The sequence below is a fragment of the Pseudomonas sp. PA-6-3C genome (genome assembly GCF_021605825.1).
Classification (GTDB): Bacteria; Pseudomonadota; Gammaproteobacteria; order Pseudomonadales; family Pseudomonadaceae; genus Aquipseudomonas; species Aquipseudomonas edaphica.
In genome coordinates this window covers 29,894-45,453 of record NZ_WKDV01000020.1, presented here as the reverse complement: position 1 = coordinate 45,453, position 15,560 = coordinate 29,894, and the positions used below count along the sequence as shown (strand labels likewise).

Genomic DNA, 15,560 nt, shown 5'->3' with positions numbered 1-15,560 from the left:
CTCCCTGCAGGAGCTGGTTCGCCAGCTCCTGCTGCTATATGCCTCGCTGACACCACTTGCGCCAGGTAAACCGCAACTGCAGCACCGCCGCCCTGGCCATCTCCCGATCCTGCTCCGTCAACCCCGACGGCTGCTCAAGTGCTTGAAGCAGTGCAGCACTTGGCCCATCCAGCATCCCCGCCGTTGCCAAGCCTGGCCCCGCGTGCCTGAGTATCACCGCCAACTGCCGCAGATAATCATCACGCTCGCCAGCCAAGGCGCCCTGGCTGCCCGCAAGGCTTGCACGCAACTCCAGCAACTCATCACCCAGGTCCAACCCGAGCAGGCCATTATCCCAATGGGTACGACGCTCGGCGGGCAAGGTTTGGCTGTAGCGTGACAGGCGAATCAAGCGATCGGCCATGCGCCCGCCAAACCAGCTCTCGGCTTGCTCCAGAGGGCGCGAAGTCAACTGCGCCAAATCGAACAACGAAGCCTTGAACATACGCCGGTAGTGTCGCTCGCCAGGGTTGAGCTGGATCAGGCGAAACACCAGCACCGCAATCCCGACGCCCACCAAGGTCGCGATGGCCTTGTTGAGGAAGGCAGCAATGTCGTAGCTCATCAGGTTGCTCGGCCCGACGTTGTTGACGAAGAAGATACAAAACGCCGAAGCGGTGGCCACAAGTTTTGCCCGGCTCATGCACAGCGAGGCGAAAAACAACGGCACGCCTAATGCCACGCATAACAGCGCGAAAGCATCAAACCCGGGCAACAAGGCAAAGCGCACAAAGCCGGCTATCGGGATCGACAGCGCAATGCCCTTGAGAAAATTGAGGCCCGACGCAGAAGGGTTTTCCCGCGCGGCAAACAGGCTCAAGACCACGCCGCTGATCGACACTGCACCCAGGCCCGACGGCCAGTCGGTAAAAATCCAGAATGCCGCAACGGCCAGAAACGCCAAGGCACTGCGCAGCCCACCGAGCACGCCTTGCTCGATATCCCGATGCCAGGACAGGGCGCCTGGCGCACCGGGCGGCACCCTGCCAGCTTCGACGGCCGCCAGGGTCAATGCGCCCACATCGATCAAGCGCAGCACCTCGGCCAATTGCACCAGGCAAAAGTGCGCCTCCGCGCTCAAACCTGGATCACCCAGCGCCAACCTCAGGCGCTGCGAGAGTGCAGGCAGCGCATCGGGCCGCTCTTGCTGTAGCGTCGCGGCCACCTCGTCCACCCAAGGCGCCACGCGGGTCGCATCTTCCAGCATCAGTCGCTGCCGTGCCACGCCGCGGGCCGCGCGCAAGAGTCCCAGCAAGTCCCGGCTCAGCACCCGCAGCGCCTGGGATCTGCGCCGGCCCTTGGGGCCTTCGAACCAGGCATGGTCACGCTGGGCATCAACTGCAACCAAACGGCCCAGTGCTTCGAGCAACCCCTTGCGCTGATCGGTGCCCAGCAGCTCCGACGCCGCGGCGCGCAGGCCCGCCTGCCAGGCCGCACGGCCTTGAACCGCCAGCGTCTGCTCAACCCGGCGCGGCCATAAAATCGTGCTGGCGATAGACGCGCAGAGAATCCCCAGGCTGATTTCCTGGCAACGGGCTACCGCCTCATCGAAAACCCCAAGCGGCGCCGCAGTCGCAGGCAGCGCGATAATCGCCGTGGTGTAGCCCGCCAGCACAAACCCATAAGAGGCGTGATTGCGCAGCAACGACGCGCCTGTGGTGCAAAACGCCAACCACAACGCCATGCACAGTAGAAACAACAAAGGCGCTTGGCCGAAGACAGCAATCATCACCACCGAAGCCGCCGCGCCCACAAACGTGCCCAGTAACCGATAGGCACCCTTGGCCAAGACCATGCCGCTGGTGGACTGGCCGACGATAAATACCGTGGTCAGCGCCCATTGCGGCTGCTGCAAGTCCAAGCAAAAGGCCAGATACAACGCGACCCCGCCGGCGATCATGTTGCGCAACGCAAACAGCAGATCGTCCCGCGAGGGCGCCAGGGTGGCTTGCCAGAAGTCAGGCAGTTGAAACGTGGAAAGCTTCATTCAGCGAACACATAGATAGCTAGCTAATGATTAGCATAGTATCTATATGCCCGCCGAATGCCAATCTAGCGTTTCAGCGCGCGCCACACTTTGCCTACCAGTGAAACCACGGCCAGCACCAGCGCCCCGGCAATAATCCCGGCCACTGCGTTGAGCAACGTAGGCATCAACCACGCCGCCGCGCCGACACTCTGGCTGAGCGTCTCGATCCAGTGATGCACCGCCGGCACGCCATGGGTGAGTATGCCGCCGCCGACCATGAACATCGCCGCTGTGCCGATCACCGACAGACTTTTCATCATGTAAGGCGCGGCGCGCAAGATCGCCCCACCGATACTGCGAGCCGCCTGGCCGGGCTTTTGCGTCAGCCACAGACCCAGGTCATCGAGCTTGACGATACCGGCCACCAGCCCGTACACGCCAATGGTCATGACAATGGCGATGCCCGACAGCACTATCACTTGCTGCATCAAAGGCGCATCCGCAACGGTACCCAGGGTGATGGCGATGATTTCCGCCGAGAGGATGAAATCGGTGCGAATTGCACCTTTGATCTTGTCCTTCTCAAATGCCACCAAGTCAGTCGCCGGATCAGCCACGGCTTCAACCAGGTGAGCCTGTTCTTCGGTGCGTTTATGCAAGAAGGTGTGCGCAAGCTTCTCAAAGCCTTCAAAACACAAATAGGCGCCGCCGAGCATCAACAGCGGCGTGACCGCCCACGGCGCAAAGGCGCTGATCAGCAATGCCGCCGGCACCAGGATCAGTTTGTTGACAAACGACCCCTTGGCCACCGCCCACACCACAGGGATTTCCCGCTCTGCGCGCACGCCGGAAACCTGCTGGGCGTTGAGTGCCAAGTCATCGCCCAGCACGCCGGCGGTCTTCTTGGCGGCCATTTTGGTCATCAGCGCAACGTCATCGAGTACGGCGGCGATATCGTCGATCAATACCAACAAGCTGCTTCCTGCCATCAATCGGGCTTCCATAAGAATGAGAAACGCCGAGCATAGCGCGGCGCAAAGCTTTACGGGCGCATTCTTGAGGCTCGCGGATAGCCGGTGCTACCATGCACAACCGCCGATCTGGCAAGGAAACTCCTGGTTTATGAGCACCATTCGCGAGCGCAATAAAGAAAAGATCCTGCGGGCGGCCAGCGAGGAGTTTGCCGACAAGGGCTTCGCCGCGACCAAAACCAGCGACATCGCCGCCAAGGCCGGGCTGCCCAAGCCCAACGTCTATTACTACTTCAGGTCCAAGGACAACCTCTACCGCGAGGTGCTCGAAAGCATTATCGAGCCGATCCTGGCCGCCTCCACACCGTTCAACCCCGAGGGCGAGCCGTCGGTGGTGCTGAGCAACTACATCCGCTCGAAAATCCGCATCTCCCGCGATTTGCCGTTTGCATCCAAGGTGTTTGCCAGCGAAATCATGCACGGCGCCCCGCACCTGAGCCCCGAGCAGATCGAGCAGCTCAACGCCCAGGCCAAGCACAACATCAACTGCATCCAAAGCTGGGTAGATCGCGGCCTGATCGCCGCCATAGACCCCAACCACCTGATGTTCAGCATCTGGGCGGCGACGCAGACGTATGCCGATTTTGACTGGCAGATATCGGCGGTGACCGGCAAAGCCAAGCTGGATGAGGCGGATTATGAGGCGGCGGCGCAGACGATTATTCGGTTGGTGTTGAAGGGGTGTGAGTTGGGCTGATGGACCGAGGTGCCGGTGCTATTCGCGAGCAAGCCCGCTCCCACATTTTGATCCGCGCGAGACATAAATTGTATTAACACCGCAGACCCCATGTGGGAGCGGGCTTGCTCGCGAAAGCGCCCATCCAGACACATCCTGCCAAAAGCCTGCCGATCAGCATCAGCCACCGAGATCTAGCCTCTCAGAACCCATCTGAAGAGAGGCCATGGAATGCCTGATCTAGCGACTTCACACCGCCTGCGCATCGGGCGGTTCAGCGAACCGAACCGCGTCTACCTGATCACCACCAACACCCAGGAGCGAGTCCCACTATTCGGCGACTTTCACCTCGGCCGCCTGGTGGTCTGGCAGTTCAGACTGGCCCAATACCAAGGCCTGGCTAATTCATTGGCCTGGGTGGTGATGCCAGACCATTTCCACTGGCTGATCGAACTGCAAAAAGGCTCGTTGGGGGATTTGATGTGTCAGGTGAAATCCAAAAGTACGCGATCGGTGAATGGTGCAACCGGGCGCAAGGGCCGGCTTTGGCAAACCGGTTTTCATGATCGGGCACTGCGCAGGGAGGATGATTTGGTAAAAATGGCCAGGTATGTGGTGGCCAATCCACTGCGAGCAGGGTTGGTAGAGCGGATTGGCGACTATCCGTTGTGGGATGCGATTTGGGTTTAAAGCCAAGACCGGGTCGCCGCCTTCGCGAGCAAGCCCGCTCCCACACTTGACCGAGTTCCACCTTTGGAATGCAGCCAAGTGTGGGAGCGGGCTTGCTCGCGAAGAGGCCCTTACAGTCACCACAGAATCAAGCAGAAACCCCCGCATCTGCCAACAACCCCACCCCCTCAATCGCCGTAATCGCGCACTGCTCATCGATATCCGAGGTATCGCCGCTGATCCCGATCGCCCCCAGCACCAGCCCGTCATGATTGCGAATCAACACCCCACCCGGTGCCGGCACCACGCTGCCCTGCCCCAGGCTGTTCAACGCGGCGATAAACGCCGGGCGCTGCTGTGCGTCCAGCGCCAGCAGGCGCGAGCCCTTGCCCAGTGCAATCGCGCCCCAGGCCTTGCCGATGGCGATTTGTGGGCGCAGCAGGCTGGCGCCGTCTTCGCGTTGCAGGGTGATCAAGTGGCCGCCGCTGTCGAGCACCGCGATGGTCAGCGGCGCAGCCGAGATCGTGCGGCCTGCGGTGAGGGCCTGGCTGGCGAGTTGGGTGGCAAGTTTCAAGGTTAAAGCGCTCATGGTGCCGTCCTTCTTTTGTTATTGGGAATGCGGTGGAGGTCTGTTTGATCAGATGCTCGATCAAACAAATAGAACACAATGACATTTATTTTTGTATACAATATTTTCGCACAAAGGCTCCACACGTCGAAAAAAGTGCTTCCGACGAACGCCATGGCCACTTTGCAAAATGCATTGACCTTCGCCGCTCGCCATGAATACACTTTGTCCAGACACCACTTGTATACAATTACAAAACGCAAGAGGCACCAAAACCATGAGCAAAATGAGAGCAATCGAAGCCGCCGTCCTGGTAATGCGCCGTGAAGGCGTGGACACCGCCTTCGGTATCCCGGGCGCCGCGATCAACCCGCTGTATTCGGCCTTGCAGAAGGTCGGTGGCATCGATCACGTCCTTGCTCGCCACGTTGAAGGCGCCTCGCACATGGCCGAGGGCTACACCCGCACCAAGGCCGGCAATATCGGCGTGTGCATCGGTACTTCCGGCCCGGCGGGCACCGACATGGTCACCGGCCTGTACAGCGCCTCGGCCGACTCGATCCCGATTCTGTGCATCACCGGCCAGGCCCCACGTGCACGGATGCACAAGGAAGACTTCCAGGCCGTGGATATCACCAGCATCGTCAAGCCGGTGACCAAGTGGGCGACCACTGTTCTGGAGCCCGGCCAAGTGCCCTACGCGTTCCAGAAAGCCTTCTATGAAATGCGCTCCGGCCGCCCTGGCCCGGTGCTGATCGACCTGCCGTTCGACGTGCAGATGGCCGAGATCGAATTCGATATCGACGCCTACCAGCCACTGCCGCTGGCCAAGCCCTTGGCTACGCGCATCCAGGTGGAAAAAGCCCTGGCGCTGCTGGATGCGGCCGAACGCCCCTTGCTGGTCAGCGGTGGCGGCGTGATCAATGCCGACGCCAGCGAGTTGCTGGTTGAATTTGCTGAACTCACCGGCATCCCGGTGATCCCGACCCTGATGGGCTGGGGCACGATCCCGGACGATCACCCGCTGATGGTGGGCATGGTCGGCCTGCAAACCTCGCACCGCTATGGCAACGCAACGATGCTCAAGTCGGACGTGGTGCTGGGCATCGGCAACCGCTGGGCCAACCGCCACACTGGTTCGGTGGAGGTATACACCGAAGGCCGCACGTTCATTCACGTCGACATCGAACCGACGCAGATTGGCCGCGTGTTCACGCCGGACCTGGGCATAGTGTCCGACGCCGGTTCTGCGCTGACGATGTTCATTGAAGTGGCCCGCGAGTGGAAAGCCGCCGGCAAGCTCAAGGATCGCAGCGCCTGGCTGCATGACTGCCAGCAGCGCAAGGCCACCCTGCACCGCAAGACCCACTTCGACAACGTGCCGGTCAAGCCGCAACGCGTGTACGAAGAGATGAACCAGGTGTTCGGCAAAGACACCTGCTACGTCAGCACCATCGGCCTGTCGCAGATTGCCGGCGCGCAATTCCTGCACGTGTACAAACCACGCCACTGGATCAACTGCGGCCAGGCCGGCCCCTTGGGCTGGACCATTCCGGCGGCACTCGGCGTGGTCAAGGCCGACCCGAGCCGCAAAGTGGTGGCGTTGTCGGGCGACTATGACTTCCAGTTCATGATCGAAGAGCTGGCGGTGGGCGCGCAGTTCAAGCTGCCGTACATCCACGTAGTGGTGAACAACTCCTACCTGGGCCTGATTCGCCAGGCCCAGCGCGGGTTTGAGATGGACTACTGCGTGCAGCTGTCCTTCGACAACCTCAACGCCCCGGAACTTAACGGCTATGGCGTCGACCATGTGGCTGTCGCCGAAGGCTTGGGTTGCAAGGCGCTGCGCGTATTCGAGCCGGGCCAGATCCAGCCGGCGTTGCGCAAGGCGCAGGAAATGATCGAAGAATTCAAGGTTCCGGTGATTGTTGAGATTATTCTGGAACGCGTGACCAATATTTCCATGGGCACCGAGATCAACGCCGTCAACGAATTCGAAGATCTGGCCCTGGTCGGCAACGACGCGCCGACTGCCATTTCCCTGCTCGATTAAGGAGAACCCTATGCCGCGTTTTGCCGCCAACCTGTCCATGCTGTTTACCGAGCAGGACTTTCTCGCCCGTTTCAAAGCGGCCGCCGACGCCGGCTTCCAGGGTGTGGAATACCTGTTCCCGTACGAGTTCAGCTCCGCCGAGATCAAGGCGCAGTTGGATGCCAACGGCCTGACCCAAGTGCTGTTCAACCTGCCGGCCGGTGACTGGGCCAAGGGCGAGCGCGGCCTGGCGTGCCACCCGGACCGGGTCGAGGAGTTCCGTGCCGGGGTCAAGCTGGCCATCGCCTACGCCCAAGTGCTGGGCAACACCCAGATCAACTGCCTGGCCGGGATTCGCCCCGCCGGTGTGGATGACGAAACCGTAGAAAAGACCTTTGTCGCCAACCTCAAGTACGCCGCCGACAAGCTGCAAGCGGCGGGCATCAAGCTGGTGATGGAGATGATCAACACCCGCGACATCCCGGGTTTCTACCTGAACAACACGGCGCAGGCCCTGTCGATTCGCGAGCAGGTGGGCAGCGCCAACCTGTTCCTGCAATACGACATCTACCACATGCAAATCATGGAAGGCGACCTGGCCCGAACCATGGCCGCGCACCTGGGTGAGATCAACCACATCCAGTTGGCCGACAACCCTGGGCGTAACGAGCCGGGGACCGGGGAGATCAACTATCGCTTCCTGTTCGAGCATCTGGATCGGATTGGTTACACCGGTTGGGTCGGCTGTGAGTACAAGCCGCTGACCACCACCGAGGCGGGACTGGGTTGGCTCAAAACCCATAACGCCATCTGACTGACACAACACAAAAGAAGGTGGGAGCTGGCTTGCCTGCGATGCAGACACTGCGGTGTATCAGGCAAAACCGGGTGATGCCATCGCAGGCAAGCCAGCTCCCACATTTGGATCTTCAGTGTTTGGTGGACCGTGTCCGCCCTGCACCTAGAATAAAAAGAGGATGTTGATCATGGCTAAAATCGGATTTATCGGCACCGGCATCATGGGCCAACCCATGGCCGCCAACCTGCAAAAGGCTGGTCACCAACTGTTCCTGTCCGAGCATCACGGCAAGGCGCCCGAAGCCCTGATCGCGGCCGGCGCGGTGGCCTTGGCCAACCCGCAGCAAGTCGCCCAGGAAGCCGAGTTCATCATCGTGATGGTGCCCGACACCCCGCAGGTGGATGACGTGCTGTTCCGCGCCGACGGTGTTGCCGCCGGCCTGTCGCCCAACAAAGTAGTGATCGACATGAGTTCGATCTCGCCCACCGCCACCAAGGCGTTCGCCGCGAAGATCAACCAGACCGGCGCGCAATACCTCGACGCGCCCGTGTCCGGCGGTGAGGTCGGCGCCAAGGCTGGCACCTTGAGCATCATGATCGGTGGCGAGCCGCAGACGTTCGAACGCGCCCTGCCGCTGTTCCAGGCCATGGGCAAGAACATCACCCTGGTCGGCGGCAATGGCGATGGCCAGACCGCCAAGGTGGCGAATCAGATCATCGTCGCGCTGAACATCCAGGCAGTGGCCGAAGCACTGCTGTTCGCATCGAAGAACGGCGCCGACCCGGCCAAGGTGCGCGAAGCGCTGATGGGCGGGTTTGCTTCGTCGAAGATCCTGGAAGTGCATGGCGAGCGCATGATCAAGGGCACCTTTGATCCGGGCTTCCGCATCAACCTGCACCAGAAAGACCTCAACCTGGCGCTGGCCGGGGCCAAGGAGCTGGGGATCAACCTGCCGAACACGGCTGGCACGCAGCAGGTGTTCAGCACGTGCACGGCGATTGGTGGCGGTAATTGGGACCACTCGGCGCTGATCAAAGGGTTGGAGCATATGGCGAATTTTTCGATTCGCGATAAGTAATTCGATTTGAAATGCAGGCCAATGTGGGAGCTGGCTTGCCTGCGATAGCGGTCTTTCAGTTAGACATTCATTGCCTGGTACACCGCTATCGCAGGCAAGCCAGCTCCCACATTTTGATCCCGTTTCAAGTCTTAATTCTAATAACAAGAATCCCCCGGGAGCCCGCTTATGTCGGTCGATCCGCAACACCTGCTTCGCGAGCTGTTTGCCACAGCCATCGACGCCGCCCACCCCCGACAAGTCCTTGAACCTTATCTGCCCGCCGACCGCAGCGGCCGTGTAATCGTGATCGGCGCCGGCAAAGCCGCGGCCGCCATGGCGCTGGTGGTCGAGAACTGCTGGCAGGGCGAAGTCTCGGGCCTGGTGGTCACCCGTTACGGCCACGGCGCACCGTGCAAGAAAATCGAAGTGGTCGAGGCCGCACACCCGGTGCCCGATGCGGCCGGCCTGGCCGTCGCCAAGCGTGTGCTGGAACTGATCAGCAACCTCACCGAAGACGACCGCGTGATCTTCCTGCTCTCCGGCGGTGGTTCGGCCTTGCTGGCCCTGCCCGCCGAAGGCATCACCCTGGCCGACAAACAAACCATCAATAAAGCCCTGCTCAAATCCGGCGCGACCATTGGCGAGATGAATTGCGTGCGCAAGCACCTCTCGGCCATCAAGGGCGGCCGGTTGGCCAAGGCCGCATGGCCGGCGACGGTGTACACCTACGCCATCTCGGATGTGCCGGGCGACCAGGCCACGGTGATCGCCTCCGGCCCCACCGTCGGCGACCCGAGCACCTCGCAGCAGGCCCTGGCGATTCTCAAGCGCTACGGCATTGAGGCGCCGGCTTCGGTGCGCAACTGGTTGCAGAACCCAGCCTCGGAAACCGTCAAACCCGGCGACCCGGTACTCGCGCGCAGCCACTTCCAATTGATCGCCCGCCCGCAGCAATCGCTGGAAGCGGTAGCGGTGAAAGTTCGCCAGGCCGGGTTCAGCCCGTTGATCCTCGGTGACCTCGAAGGTGAAGCACGCGACGTGGCCAAGGTACACGCCGGTATCGCCCGGCAAATCGTGCAGCACGGCCAACCCTTGGCCGCGCCGTGCGTGATTCTCTCGGGCGGTGAAACCACCGTCACCGTGCGCGGCAATGGCCGTGGCGGGCGTAATGCTGAATTCCTGCTGAGCCTGACCGACAGCCTCAAAGGCCTGCCCGGCGTGTACGCACTGGCCGGTGACACCGACGGCATCGACGGCTCCGAAGACAACGCCGGCGCAATCATGACCCCGTGCAGCTACCGCCGCGCCGAAGCCCTGGGCCTTAGCGCCAGCGACGAGCTGGACAACAACAATGGCTATGGCTACTTCGCCGCACTCGACGGTTTGATCGTCACCGAGCCGACCCGCACCAATGTCAATGACTTGCGCGCCATCCTGATTCTTGAGACTGCCAAACATGACGCCTGACAAGAAAGTCAAAATCCTCGCCACCCTCGGCCCGGCCACTGACGGCATCGATGACATCCGCGAGCTGGTGGAAGCCGGGGTGAATATCTTCCGGCTGAACTTCAGCCACGGCGAGCATGCCGACCACGCCCAGCGCTACCAGTGGATTCGCCAGGTGGAGCGCCAGCTCAACTACCCGCTGGGCATCCTCATGGACCTGCAAGGGCCGAAACTGCGGGTCGGGCGCTTTGCCGAGGGCAAAGTGCAACTGGTGCGCGGCCAGGCGCTGCGCCTGGACCTCGACCCGACTCCGGGCGATCAGCGCCGGGTCAACCTGCCCCATCCCGAGATTATCGCGGCGCTGGAGCCGGGCATGGACCTGCTGCTGGACGACGGCAAATTGCGCCTGCGCGTGATCACCAAACATGCCGACGCCATCGACACCACCGTGCTCAATGGCGGCGAGCTGTCCGACCGTAAAGGCGTGAATGTGCCGCAAGCGCTGCTGGAACTCAGCCCGCTGACCGCCAAGGACCGCCGCGACCTGAGCTTCGGCCTGGAGCTGGGCGTGGATTGGGTGGCGCTGTCGTTTGTGCAACGTCCGGAAGATATCCGCGAAGCCCGCGAACTGATCGGCGACAAGGCCTTCCTGATGGCCAAGATCGAAAAACCCTCAGCCGTGCTGCGCTTGCGGGAAATTGCCGAACTGAGCGACGCGATCATGGTGGCCAGAGGCGACCTGGGCGTGGAGGTGCCCGCCGAGAGCGTGCCGCAGATCCAGAAAGATATCATCAGCACTTGCCGCCAATTGGGTAAACCGGTGGTGGTGGCCACGCAGATGCTCGAATCCATGCGCTTCTCACCGGCACCGACCCGCGCCGAAGTGACCGACGTGGCCAACGCCGTGGCCGAAGGCGCGGACGCGGTGATGCTCTCGGCTGAAACCGCCTCGGGCGAATACCCGCTCGAAGCCGTACAGATGATGAGCAAGATCATCCGCCAAGTGGAAAACGGCCCGGATTACCAGACGCAACTGGATGTGAGCCGGCCCAAGGCGGATGCCACGGTGTCGGACGCCATCAGCTGCGCGATCCGGCGCATCAGCAGCATCCTGCCGGTGGCGGTGCTGGTGAACTACAGCGAGTCCGGCAGTTCCAGCTTGCGCGCGGCGCGGGAACGGCCGGTGGCGCCGATCCTCAACCTCACGCCGAACCTGTCCACGGCGCGGCGGCTGAGTGTGGCCTGGGGCGTGCATTCGGTGGTCAATGACCGGCTGCGCCAGGTCGATGAAGTGTGCTCGACGGCGCTGGAAATTGCCCAGGCGCAGGGCATGGCGCAGCGCGGGGACACCTTGGTGATTACGGCGGGAGTGCCGTTCGGGCAGCCGGGGTCGACCAATTCGTTGCGTATCGAGACGTTGATTTAGCGTCTGTAAGGGCCTCATCGCGGGCAAGCCCGGCTCCCACAGTTGATTGGGTTCACACCTCTTTATGTGTGAAAACAGCCAACTGTGGGAGCTGGCTTGCCTGCGATAAGGGCAACTCGGTCTCACTGACTAACCACCATGCACAACCCAACCTGCCCCGACTGGGCCGAAGCCCTGCTCAACGGCTTCAGCCAGATATTCCTGCAGCGCCAGCCGTTGTGCGGCCTGCTGTGCCTGTTGGCCATCCTGATCGGCGCCCCGGCCTTGCTCGGCGGGGCGTTGCTGGGCGGCCTCGCCGGTTTGCTCACGGCCCAGCGCCGGGGTTATCCCAAGGCAGAGCGCCAGGCCGGCCTGTATAGCTACAACGGCGTGCTGCTGGGTGTGTTGATCAGCCAGCACTTCGCCTGGTCTGCGTTGTTGCCGCCGTTGATCCTGGCGTGCGGCGGCCTGAGTGCGATGCTCACGCGGCTATGGTTGAAACATACCCATCACCCGGATGACTTGTCCGCGTACACCGCGCCCTTTGTCGGCCTGGGTTGGCTGTTGATCGGCAGCGCGCCTCAGCCTACGTTTGCCTTGGTCGAGCCCAACTTCTTTGCGATTGTCAGCGCGCCCTTTATTGGCCTTGCGCAAGTCATGCTGCTGGACCAACCACTGGCGGGAGTATTGATTGCCGTCGGCTTGTTGTTGGCCAACCGTCGCGCCGCCCTGTGGGCCTTGATCGGCGCTACTGCTGGCGTGCTGGTCGCTCTACTGCTCGACGAACCCGCCAGCGCCCTCCTCGGCCTGCACAGCTACAACCCGGCGCTGGCGGCACTGGCCTTGAGCCAGTCACGACGCCAGCCGTGGCTGCCACTGCTGGGCATCCTGCTGGCGATTATCCTCACACCCGGTTTTGCCACCCTGCACCTGCCCGCGTTGACTGCGCCGTTTATCCTCGCCTGCTGGCTGGTGCGCGCCACGCAGCGGATGTTCAAAGCCCGCGTGGACAGCCCGTTCGAATCCCCCTAGGCTTGCTCGATATTCGATTCAGGCGGGTTTTATGAACAGCAACAGCGACTGGCGCCAGCGCCTCTATGTCATGGTATTCCAGAGCGACACCGCAGCCGGGCGGCGCTTTGACGGCATCCTGCTACTGATCATTCTTGCCAGCATTGTGATCGTGATGCTCGACAGCATCGACGAAATCCACCAGAACTACGCCGATGTGCTGGCCTATATCGAATGGGGCTTCACGCTGATCTTCGCCATCGAGTACGGCTTGCGGCTGTACTGCTCGCCCAAACCCTTGCGCTACGCCTTCAGCTTTTATGGCTTGGTGGACTTGCTGGCCATCGTGCCCGGCATCCTCGCGCTGTATTACAGCGACGCCCAATACCTGCTGATTATCCGCATCATTCGGATGCTGCGGATTTTCCGCGTGCTCAAGCTCAGCCCGTACCTCAAGCAAGCCAACTACTTGATGGCGGCGCTGCGCGGCAGCAAACAGAAGATCGTGGTGTTCCTGGTCAGCGTGTGCACCCTGGTGACGGTATTCGGCACCCTGATGTACGTGATTGAAGGCCCGGAGCACGGGTTTACCAGCATTCCCAAGGGCATTTACTGGGCGATCGTGACCCTCACCACCGTAGGCTTTGGCGATATCGTGCCGAAGACGCCGCTGGGCCAGGTGATCTCATCGCTGGTGATGATCACCGGTTACTCGATCATCGCCGTGCCCACCGGGATTTTTACCGCTGAACTGGCCAGCGCCATGCGCGGGGAACAACTGGAACACGATTGCCCGGTGTGCAAGAAAAACAGCCACGAACCCAACGCAGCGTTTTGCTCGCGCTGCGGCAGCAACCTGTTTCATAAAGTGGAATAAGCACAGTACGTTTTAATCTTTAAACGCCTATGCAGGCCCGGCTATAGTTGCTGGCAAATTGCCCCCAGTCTTCTCTCGAACAACAAGGAATGAGCAGTGAAAAAAATCCTCAGCGCCTCTCTTCTGGCCGCGGGCCTGGCCCTGGCCGGTGCCGTGCAAGCCGCACCGGTCACACTGCTTAACGTCTCCTACGACGTGATGCGCGACTTCTACAAGGACTACAACGCCGCCTTCCAGAAGCACTGGGAAGCCGAGCATCCGGACGACAAGCTGACGTTGCAGATGTCCTTCGGCGGTTCCAGCAAACAAGCGCGCTCGGTGATCGACGGCCTGCCGGCGGATGTAATCACCATGAACATGGCCACCGACATCAATGCCCTGGCGGACAACGGCAAACTGGTGCCGGACAACTGGGTCACGCGCCTGCCGAACAACAGCGCGCCGTTCACCTCCGCCACCGTGTTTATCGTGCGCAAGGGCAACCCCAAAGCCCTGAAAGACTGGCCCGATCTGCTCAAAGATGGCGTGCAAGTAATCGTGCCCAACCCGAAGACCTCGGGTAATGGCCGCTACACCTACCTGTCGGCCTGGGGTTATGTGCTGAAAAATGGTGGTGATGAAGACAAGGCGAAGAAGTTCGTCGGTGAATTGTTCAAACATGCACCGGTGCTGGACACTGGCGGCCGTGCCGCTACCACCACCTTCATGACCAACCAGATCGGCGATGTGCTGGTGACCTTTGAGAACGAAGCGGAAATGATCGCCCGTGAATTCGGCCGTGATCAGTTCGAAGTGATCTACCCAAGCGTCTCCGCCGAAGCCGAGCCGCCGGTGTCGGTGGTCGACAAAGTGGTCGACAAGAAAGGCACCCGTGTGGCTGCCGAGGATTACCTGAAGTACCTGTGGTCGCCGGAAGGTCAGGAAATCGCCGCCAACAACTACCTGCGCCCACGTGACCCGAAAGTGCTGGCCAAGTACACCGACCGCTTCCCGAAAGTCGACTTCCTGTCGGTGGAGAAGACCTTTGGTGACTGGCGTACCGTGCAGAAGACCCACTTCAATGATGGCGGGGTTTTTGACCAGATCTATTCGGGTCAATAACTGAAGGTACGCGGTAAAACAAATGTGGGAGCTGGCTTGCCTGCGATGCAATCACCTCGGTGTGTCAGTTACACCTAGGGGATGCTATCGCAGGCAAGCCAGCTCCCACACAAGCCAGCTCCCACATTTGTTTTGTGTTGGGTCCGTTACATCGGCGGTGTCACGCCATCCTTGCCGGCCGAGATCGCCTGGGCCGTAATGGTCCCATCCGCGCCCTGCGCCGCAAACAACACCACCTTCACGCCCGCCTTGAGCAAGCTGCGATCGCCCGGCTCCAGGTTCACGATCGGCACATCATCCGGCACCACAATCTTCTGCTCGCCGCCTTTGTACTTCACGGTCAGGGTGCGCCCGTTGCTGACCACCAGGTCGCCAACCGTGCCGTTGGTCATGCTGCTGCCTTCTTTCAAATCAAACGCGCGGTGCCCGTCACCCGTGCCGGCCATGGCCGGTGGGAATACGTGGACTTCCAGCGCAGTCAGGGTGCCATCGGCGTTCGGCATGGCGGCCGAGCCAATGTAGCTGCCGGGCTTGATCTCATCGATCTTGGCCAGGGTAACGGCGCGTACCTGGGTGGCCGGCGTCAGATGCACCACCACCTCTTCGCCACTGTTGACCTTGACGTGCATCGCGTCACCGTCCATCGCAGTAATGGCGCCGCGTACGCCGACCCGTGGGGCTTCGGCGGCGTTGGCCAGCCCGATGGCCATGGCCGCAGCCAGGGTGGAGGCCAGGAGCATCTTGTTCAGCGTGATTTTCATCGCAGTGGATTTCCTGTTTCGACAGTTATGCCTGAATGTATCATTGGCGCTCGCCCCAAAAGTTAACGATTCAGTCATTAATTTGCGGCATGAGTGATATCAATGCGCACGCTCTA

General features: G+C 61.2%; 14 protein-coding genes. 10 read left to right on the top strand and 4 right to left on the bottom strand.

From position 1 onward, the window contains the following. Window positions 1–34: 34 nt before the first annotated feature. On the bottom strand, window positions 35–2,026 hold the full coding sequence (locus GIW48_RS15225) for an FUSC family protein (protein WP_236460857.1): 1,992 nt from the start codon (window positions 2,024–2,026) through the stop codon (window positions 35–37). Window positions 2,027–2,091: 65 nt separating this feature from the next. Continuing rightward, complete coding sequence (locus GIW48_RS15220) at window positions 2,092–2,997, bottom strand: DUF808 domain-containing protein (RefSeq protein WP_017136244.1); 906 nt, start codon at window positions 2,995–2,997, stop codon at window positions 2,092–2,094. A 133-nt stretch (window positions 2,998–3,130) separates the two neighbouring features. Between GIW48_RS15220 and GIW48_RS15215 the strand changes: the two genes are divergently transcribed. Then, window positions 3,131–3,736 carry a TetR/AcrR family transcriptional regulator gene (locus GIW48_RS15215; protein ID WP_017136243.1) on the top strand — a complete coding sequence of 202 codons (606 nt, stop codon included), beginning with the start codon at window positions 3,131–3,133 and terminating at the stop codon, window positions 3,734–3,736. A 210-nt stretch (window positions 3,737–3,946) separates the two neighbouring features. Beyond that, window positions 3,947–4,405 carry an REP-associated tyrosine transposase gene (locus GIW48_RS15210; RefSeq protein WP_099549031.1) on the top strand — a complete coding sequence of 153 codons (459 nt, stop codon included), beginning with the start codon at window positions 3,947–3,949 and terminating at the stop codon, window positions 4,403–4,405. Between the two features lie 127 nt (window positions 4,406–4,532). On the opposite strand, the gene GIW48_RS15205 is transcribed toward GIW48_RS15210, so the two are convergent. Then, window positions 4,533–4,973 carry a GlcG/HbpS family heme-binding protein gene (locus GIW48_RS15205; RefSeq protein WP_056857113.1) on the bottom strand — a complete coding sequence of 147 codons (441 nt, stop codon included), beginning with the start codon at window positions 4,971–4,973 and terminating at the stop codon, window positions 4,533–4,535. A 256-nt stretch (window positions 4,974–5,229) separates the two neighbouring features. Here GIW48_RS15205 and gcl point away from each other — a divergent pair, with 256 nt between their 5' ends. From gcl to GIW48_RS15165, 8 genes are all read left to right on the top strand, one after another. Further along, window positions 5,230–7,005: a glyoxylate carboligase gene (gene gcl, locus GIW48_RS15200; RefSeq protein WP_099549032.1), complete on the top strand. Its 1,776-nt coding sequence runs from the start codon at window positions 5,230–5,232 to the stop codon at window positions 7,003–7,005. Between the two features lie 10 nt (window positions 7,006–7,015). Continuing rightward, a complete protein-coding gene (hyi, locus tag GIW48_RS15195) occupies window positions 7,016–7,798 on the top strand; it encodes a hydroxypyruvate isomerase (RefSeq protein WP_017136239.1) in 783 nt (260 codons plus the stop codon). Window positions 7,799–7,970: 172 nt separating this feature from the next. Continuing rightward, window positions 7,971–8,861: a 2-hydroxy-3-oxopropionate reductase gene (locus GIW48_RS15190; RefSeq protein WP_056857631.1), complete on the top strand. Its 891-nt coding sequence runs from the start codon at window positions 7,971–7,973 to the stop codon at window positions 8,859–8,861. A gap of 168 nt (window positions 8,862–9,029) precedes the next feature. Continuing rightward, window positions 9,030–10,310 carry a glycerate kinase type-2 family protein gene (locus tag GIW48_RS15185; protein WP_236460858.1) on the top strand — a complete coding sequence of 427 codons (1,281 nt, stop codon included), beginning with the start codon at window positions 9,030–9,032 and terminating at the stop codon, window positions 10,308–10,310. Next, a complete protein-coding gene (pyk, locus tag GIW48_RS15180; protein WP_170039950.1) occupies window positions 10,300–11,715 on the top strand; it encodes a pyruvate kinase in 1,416 nt (471 codons plus the stop codon). The genes GIW48_RS15185 and pyk overlap by 11 nt, the downstream gene beginning before the upstream one ends. Window positions 11,716–11,853: 138 nt before the next feature. Then, the gene (locus tag GIW48_RS15175; protein ID WP_169985739.1) at window positions 11,854–12,726 is read left to right on the top strand and encodes an urea transporter; all 873 of its coding nucleotides are present in this window, start codon (window positions 11,854–11,856) and stop codon (window positions 12,724–12,726) included. A gap of 31 nt (window positions 12,727–12,757) precedes the next feature. After that, window positions 12,758–13,582 carry an ion transporter gene (locus GIW48_RS15170; protein ID WP_017136235.1) on the top strand — a complete coding sequence of 275 codons (825 nt, stop codon included), beginning with the start codon at window positions 12,758–12,760 and terminating at the stop codon, window positions 13,580–13,582. 96 nt (window positions 13,583–13,678) lie between these two features. Next, window positions 13,679–14,683: a sulfate ABC transporter substrate-binding protein gene (locus tag GIW48_RS15165; protein ID WP_170039947.1), complete on the top strand. Its 1,005-nt coding sequence runs from the start codon at window positions 13,679–13,681 to the stop codon at window positions 14,681–14,683. Window positions 14,684–14,829: 146 nt separating this feature from the next. On the opposite strand, the gene GIW48_RS15160 is transcribed toward GIW48_RS15165, so the two are convergent. After that, window positions 14,830–15,444: a DUF5666 domain-containing protein gene (locus GIW48_RS15160; protein WP_017136233.1), complete on the bottom strand. Its 615-nt coding sequence runs from the start codon at window positions 15,442–15,444 to the stop codon at window positions 14,830–14,832. Between the last annotated feature and the right edge of the window lie 116 nt (window positions 15,445–15,560).

What these genes read in the sequence shown, in the direction of transcription:
- GIW48_RS15225 (WP_236460857.1), bottom strand. Translation starts at nt 2,026, where the DNA reads ATGAAGCTTTCCACGTTTCAACTGCCTGACTTCTGGCAAGCCACCCTG.
- GIW48_RS15220 (WP_017136244.1), bottom strand. Translation starts at nt 2,997, where the DNA reads ATGGCAGGAAGCAGCTTGTTGGTATTGATCGACGATATCGCCGCCGTA.
- GIW48_RS15215 (WP_017136243.1), top strand. Translation starts at nt 3,131, where the DNA reads ATGAGCACCATTCGCGAGCGCAATAAAGAAAAGATCCTGCGGGCGGCC.
- GIW48_RS15210 (WP_099549031.1), top strand. Translation starts at nt 3,947, where the DNA reads ATGCCTGATCTAGCGACTTCACACCGCCTGCGCATCGGGCGGTTCAGC.
- GIW48_RS15205 (WP_056857113.1), bottom strand. Translation starts at nt 4,973, where the DNA reads ATGAGCGCTTTAACCTTGAAACTTGCCACCCAACTCGCCAGCCAGGCC.
- gcl (WP_099549032.1), top strand. Translation starts at nt 5,230, where the DNA reads ATGAGCAAAATGAGAGCAATCGAAGCCGCCGTCCTGGTAATGCGCCGT.
- hyi (WP_017136239.1), top strand. Translation starts at nt 7,016, where the DNA reads ATGCCGCGTTTTGCCGCCAACCTGTCCATGCTGTTTACCGAGCAGGAC.
- GIW48_RS15190 (WP_056857631.1), top strand. Translation starts at nt 7,971, where the DNA reads ATGGCTAAAATCGGATTTATCGGCACCGGCATCATGGGCCAACCCATG.
- GIW48_RS15185 (WP_236460858.1), top strand. Translation starts at nt 9,030, where the DNA reads ATGTCGGTCGATCCGCAACACCTGCTTCGCGAGCTGTTTGCCACAGCC.
- pyk (WP_170039950.1), top strand. Translation starts at nt 10,300, where the DNA reads ATGACGCCTGACAAGAAAGTCAAAATCCTCGCCACCCTCGGCCCGGCC.
- GIW48_RS15175 (WP_169985739.1), top strand. Translation starts at nt 11,854, where the DNA reads ATGCACAACCCAACCTGCCCCGACTGGGCCGAAGCCCTGCTCAACGGC.
- GIW48_RS15170 (WP_017136235.1), top strand. Translation starts at nt 12,758, where the DNA reads ATGAACAGCAACAGCGACTGGCGCCAGCGCCTCTATGTCATGGTATTC.
- GIW48_RS15160 (WP_017136233.1), bottom strand. Translation starts at nt 15,444, where the DNA reads ATGAAAATCACGCTGAACAAGATGCTCCTGGCCTCCACCCTGGCTGCG.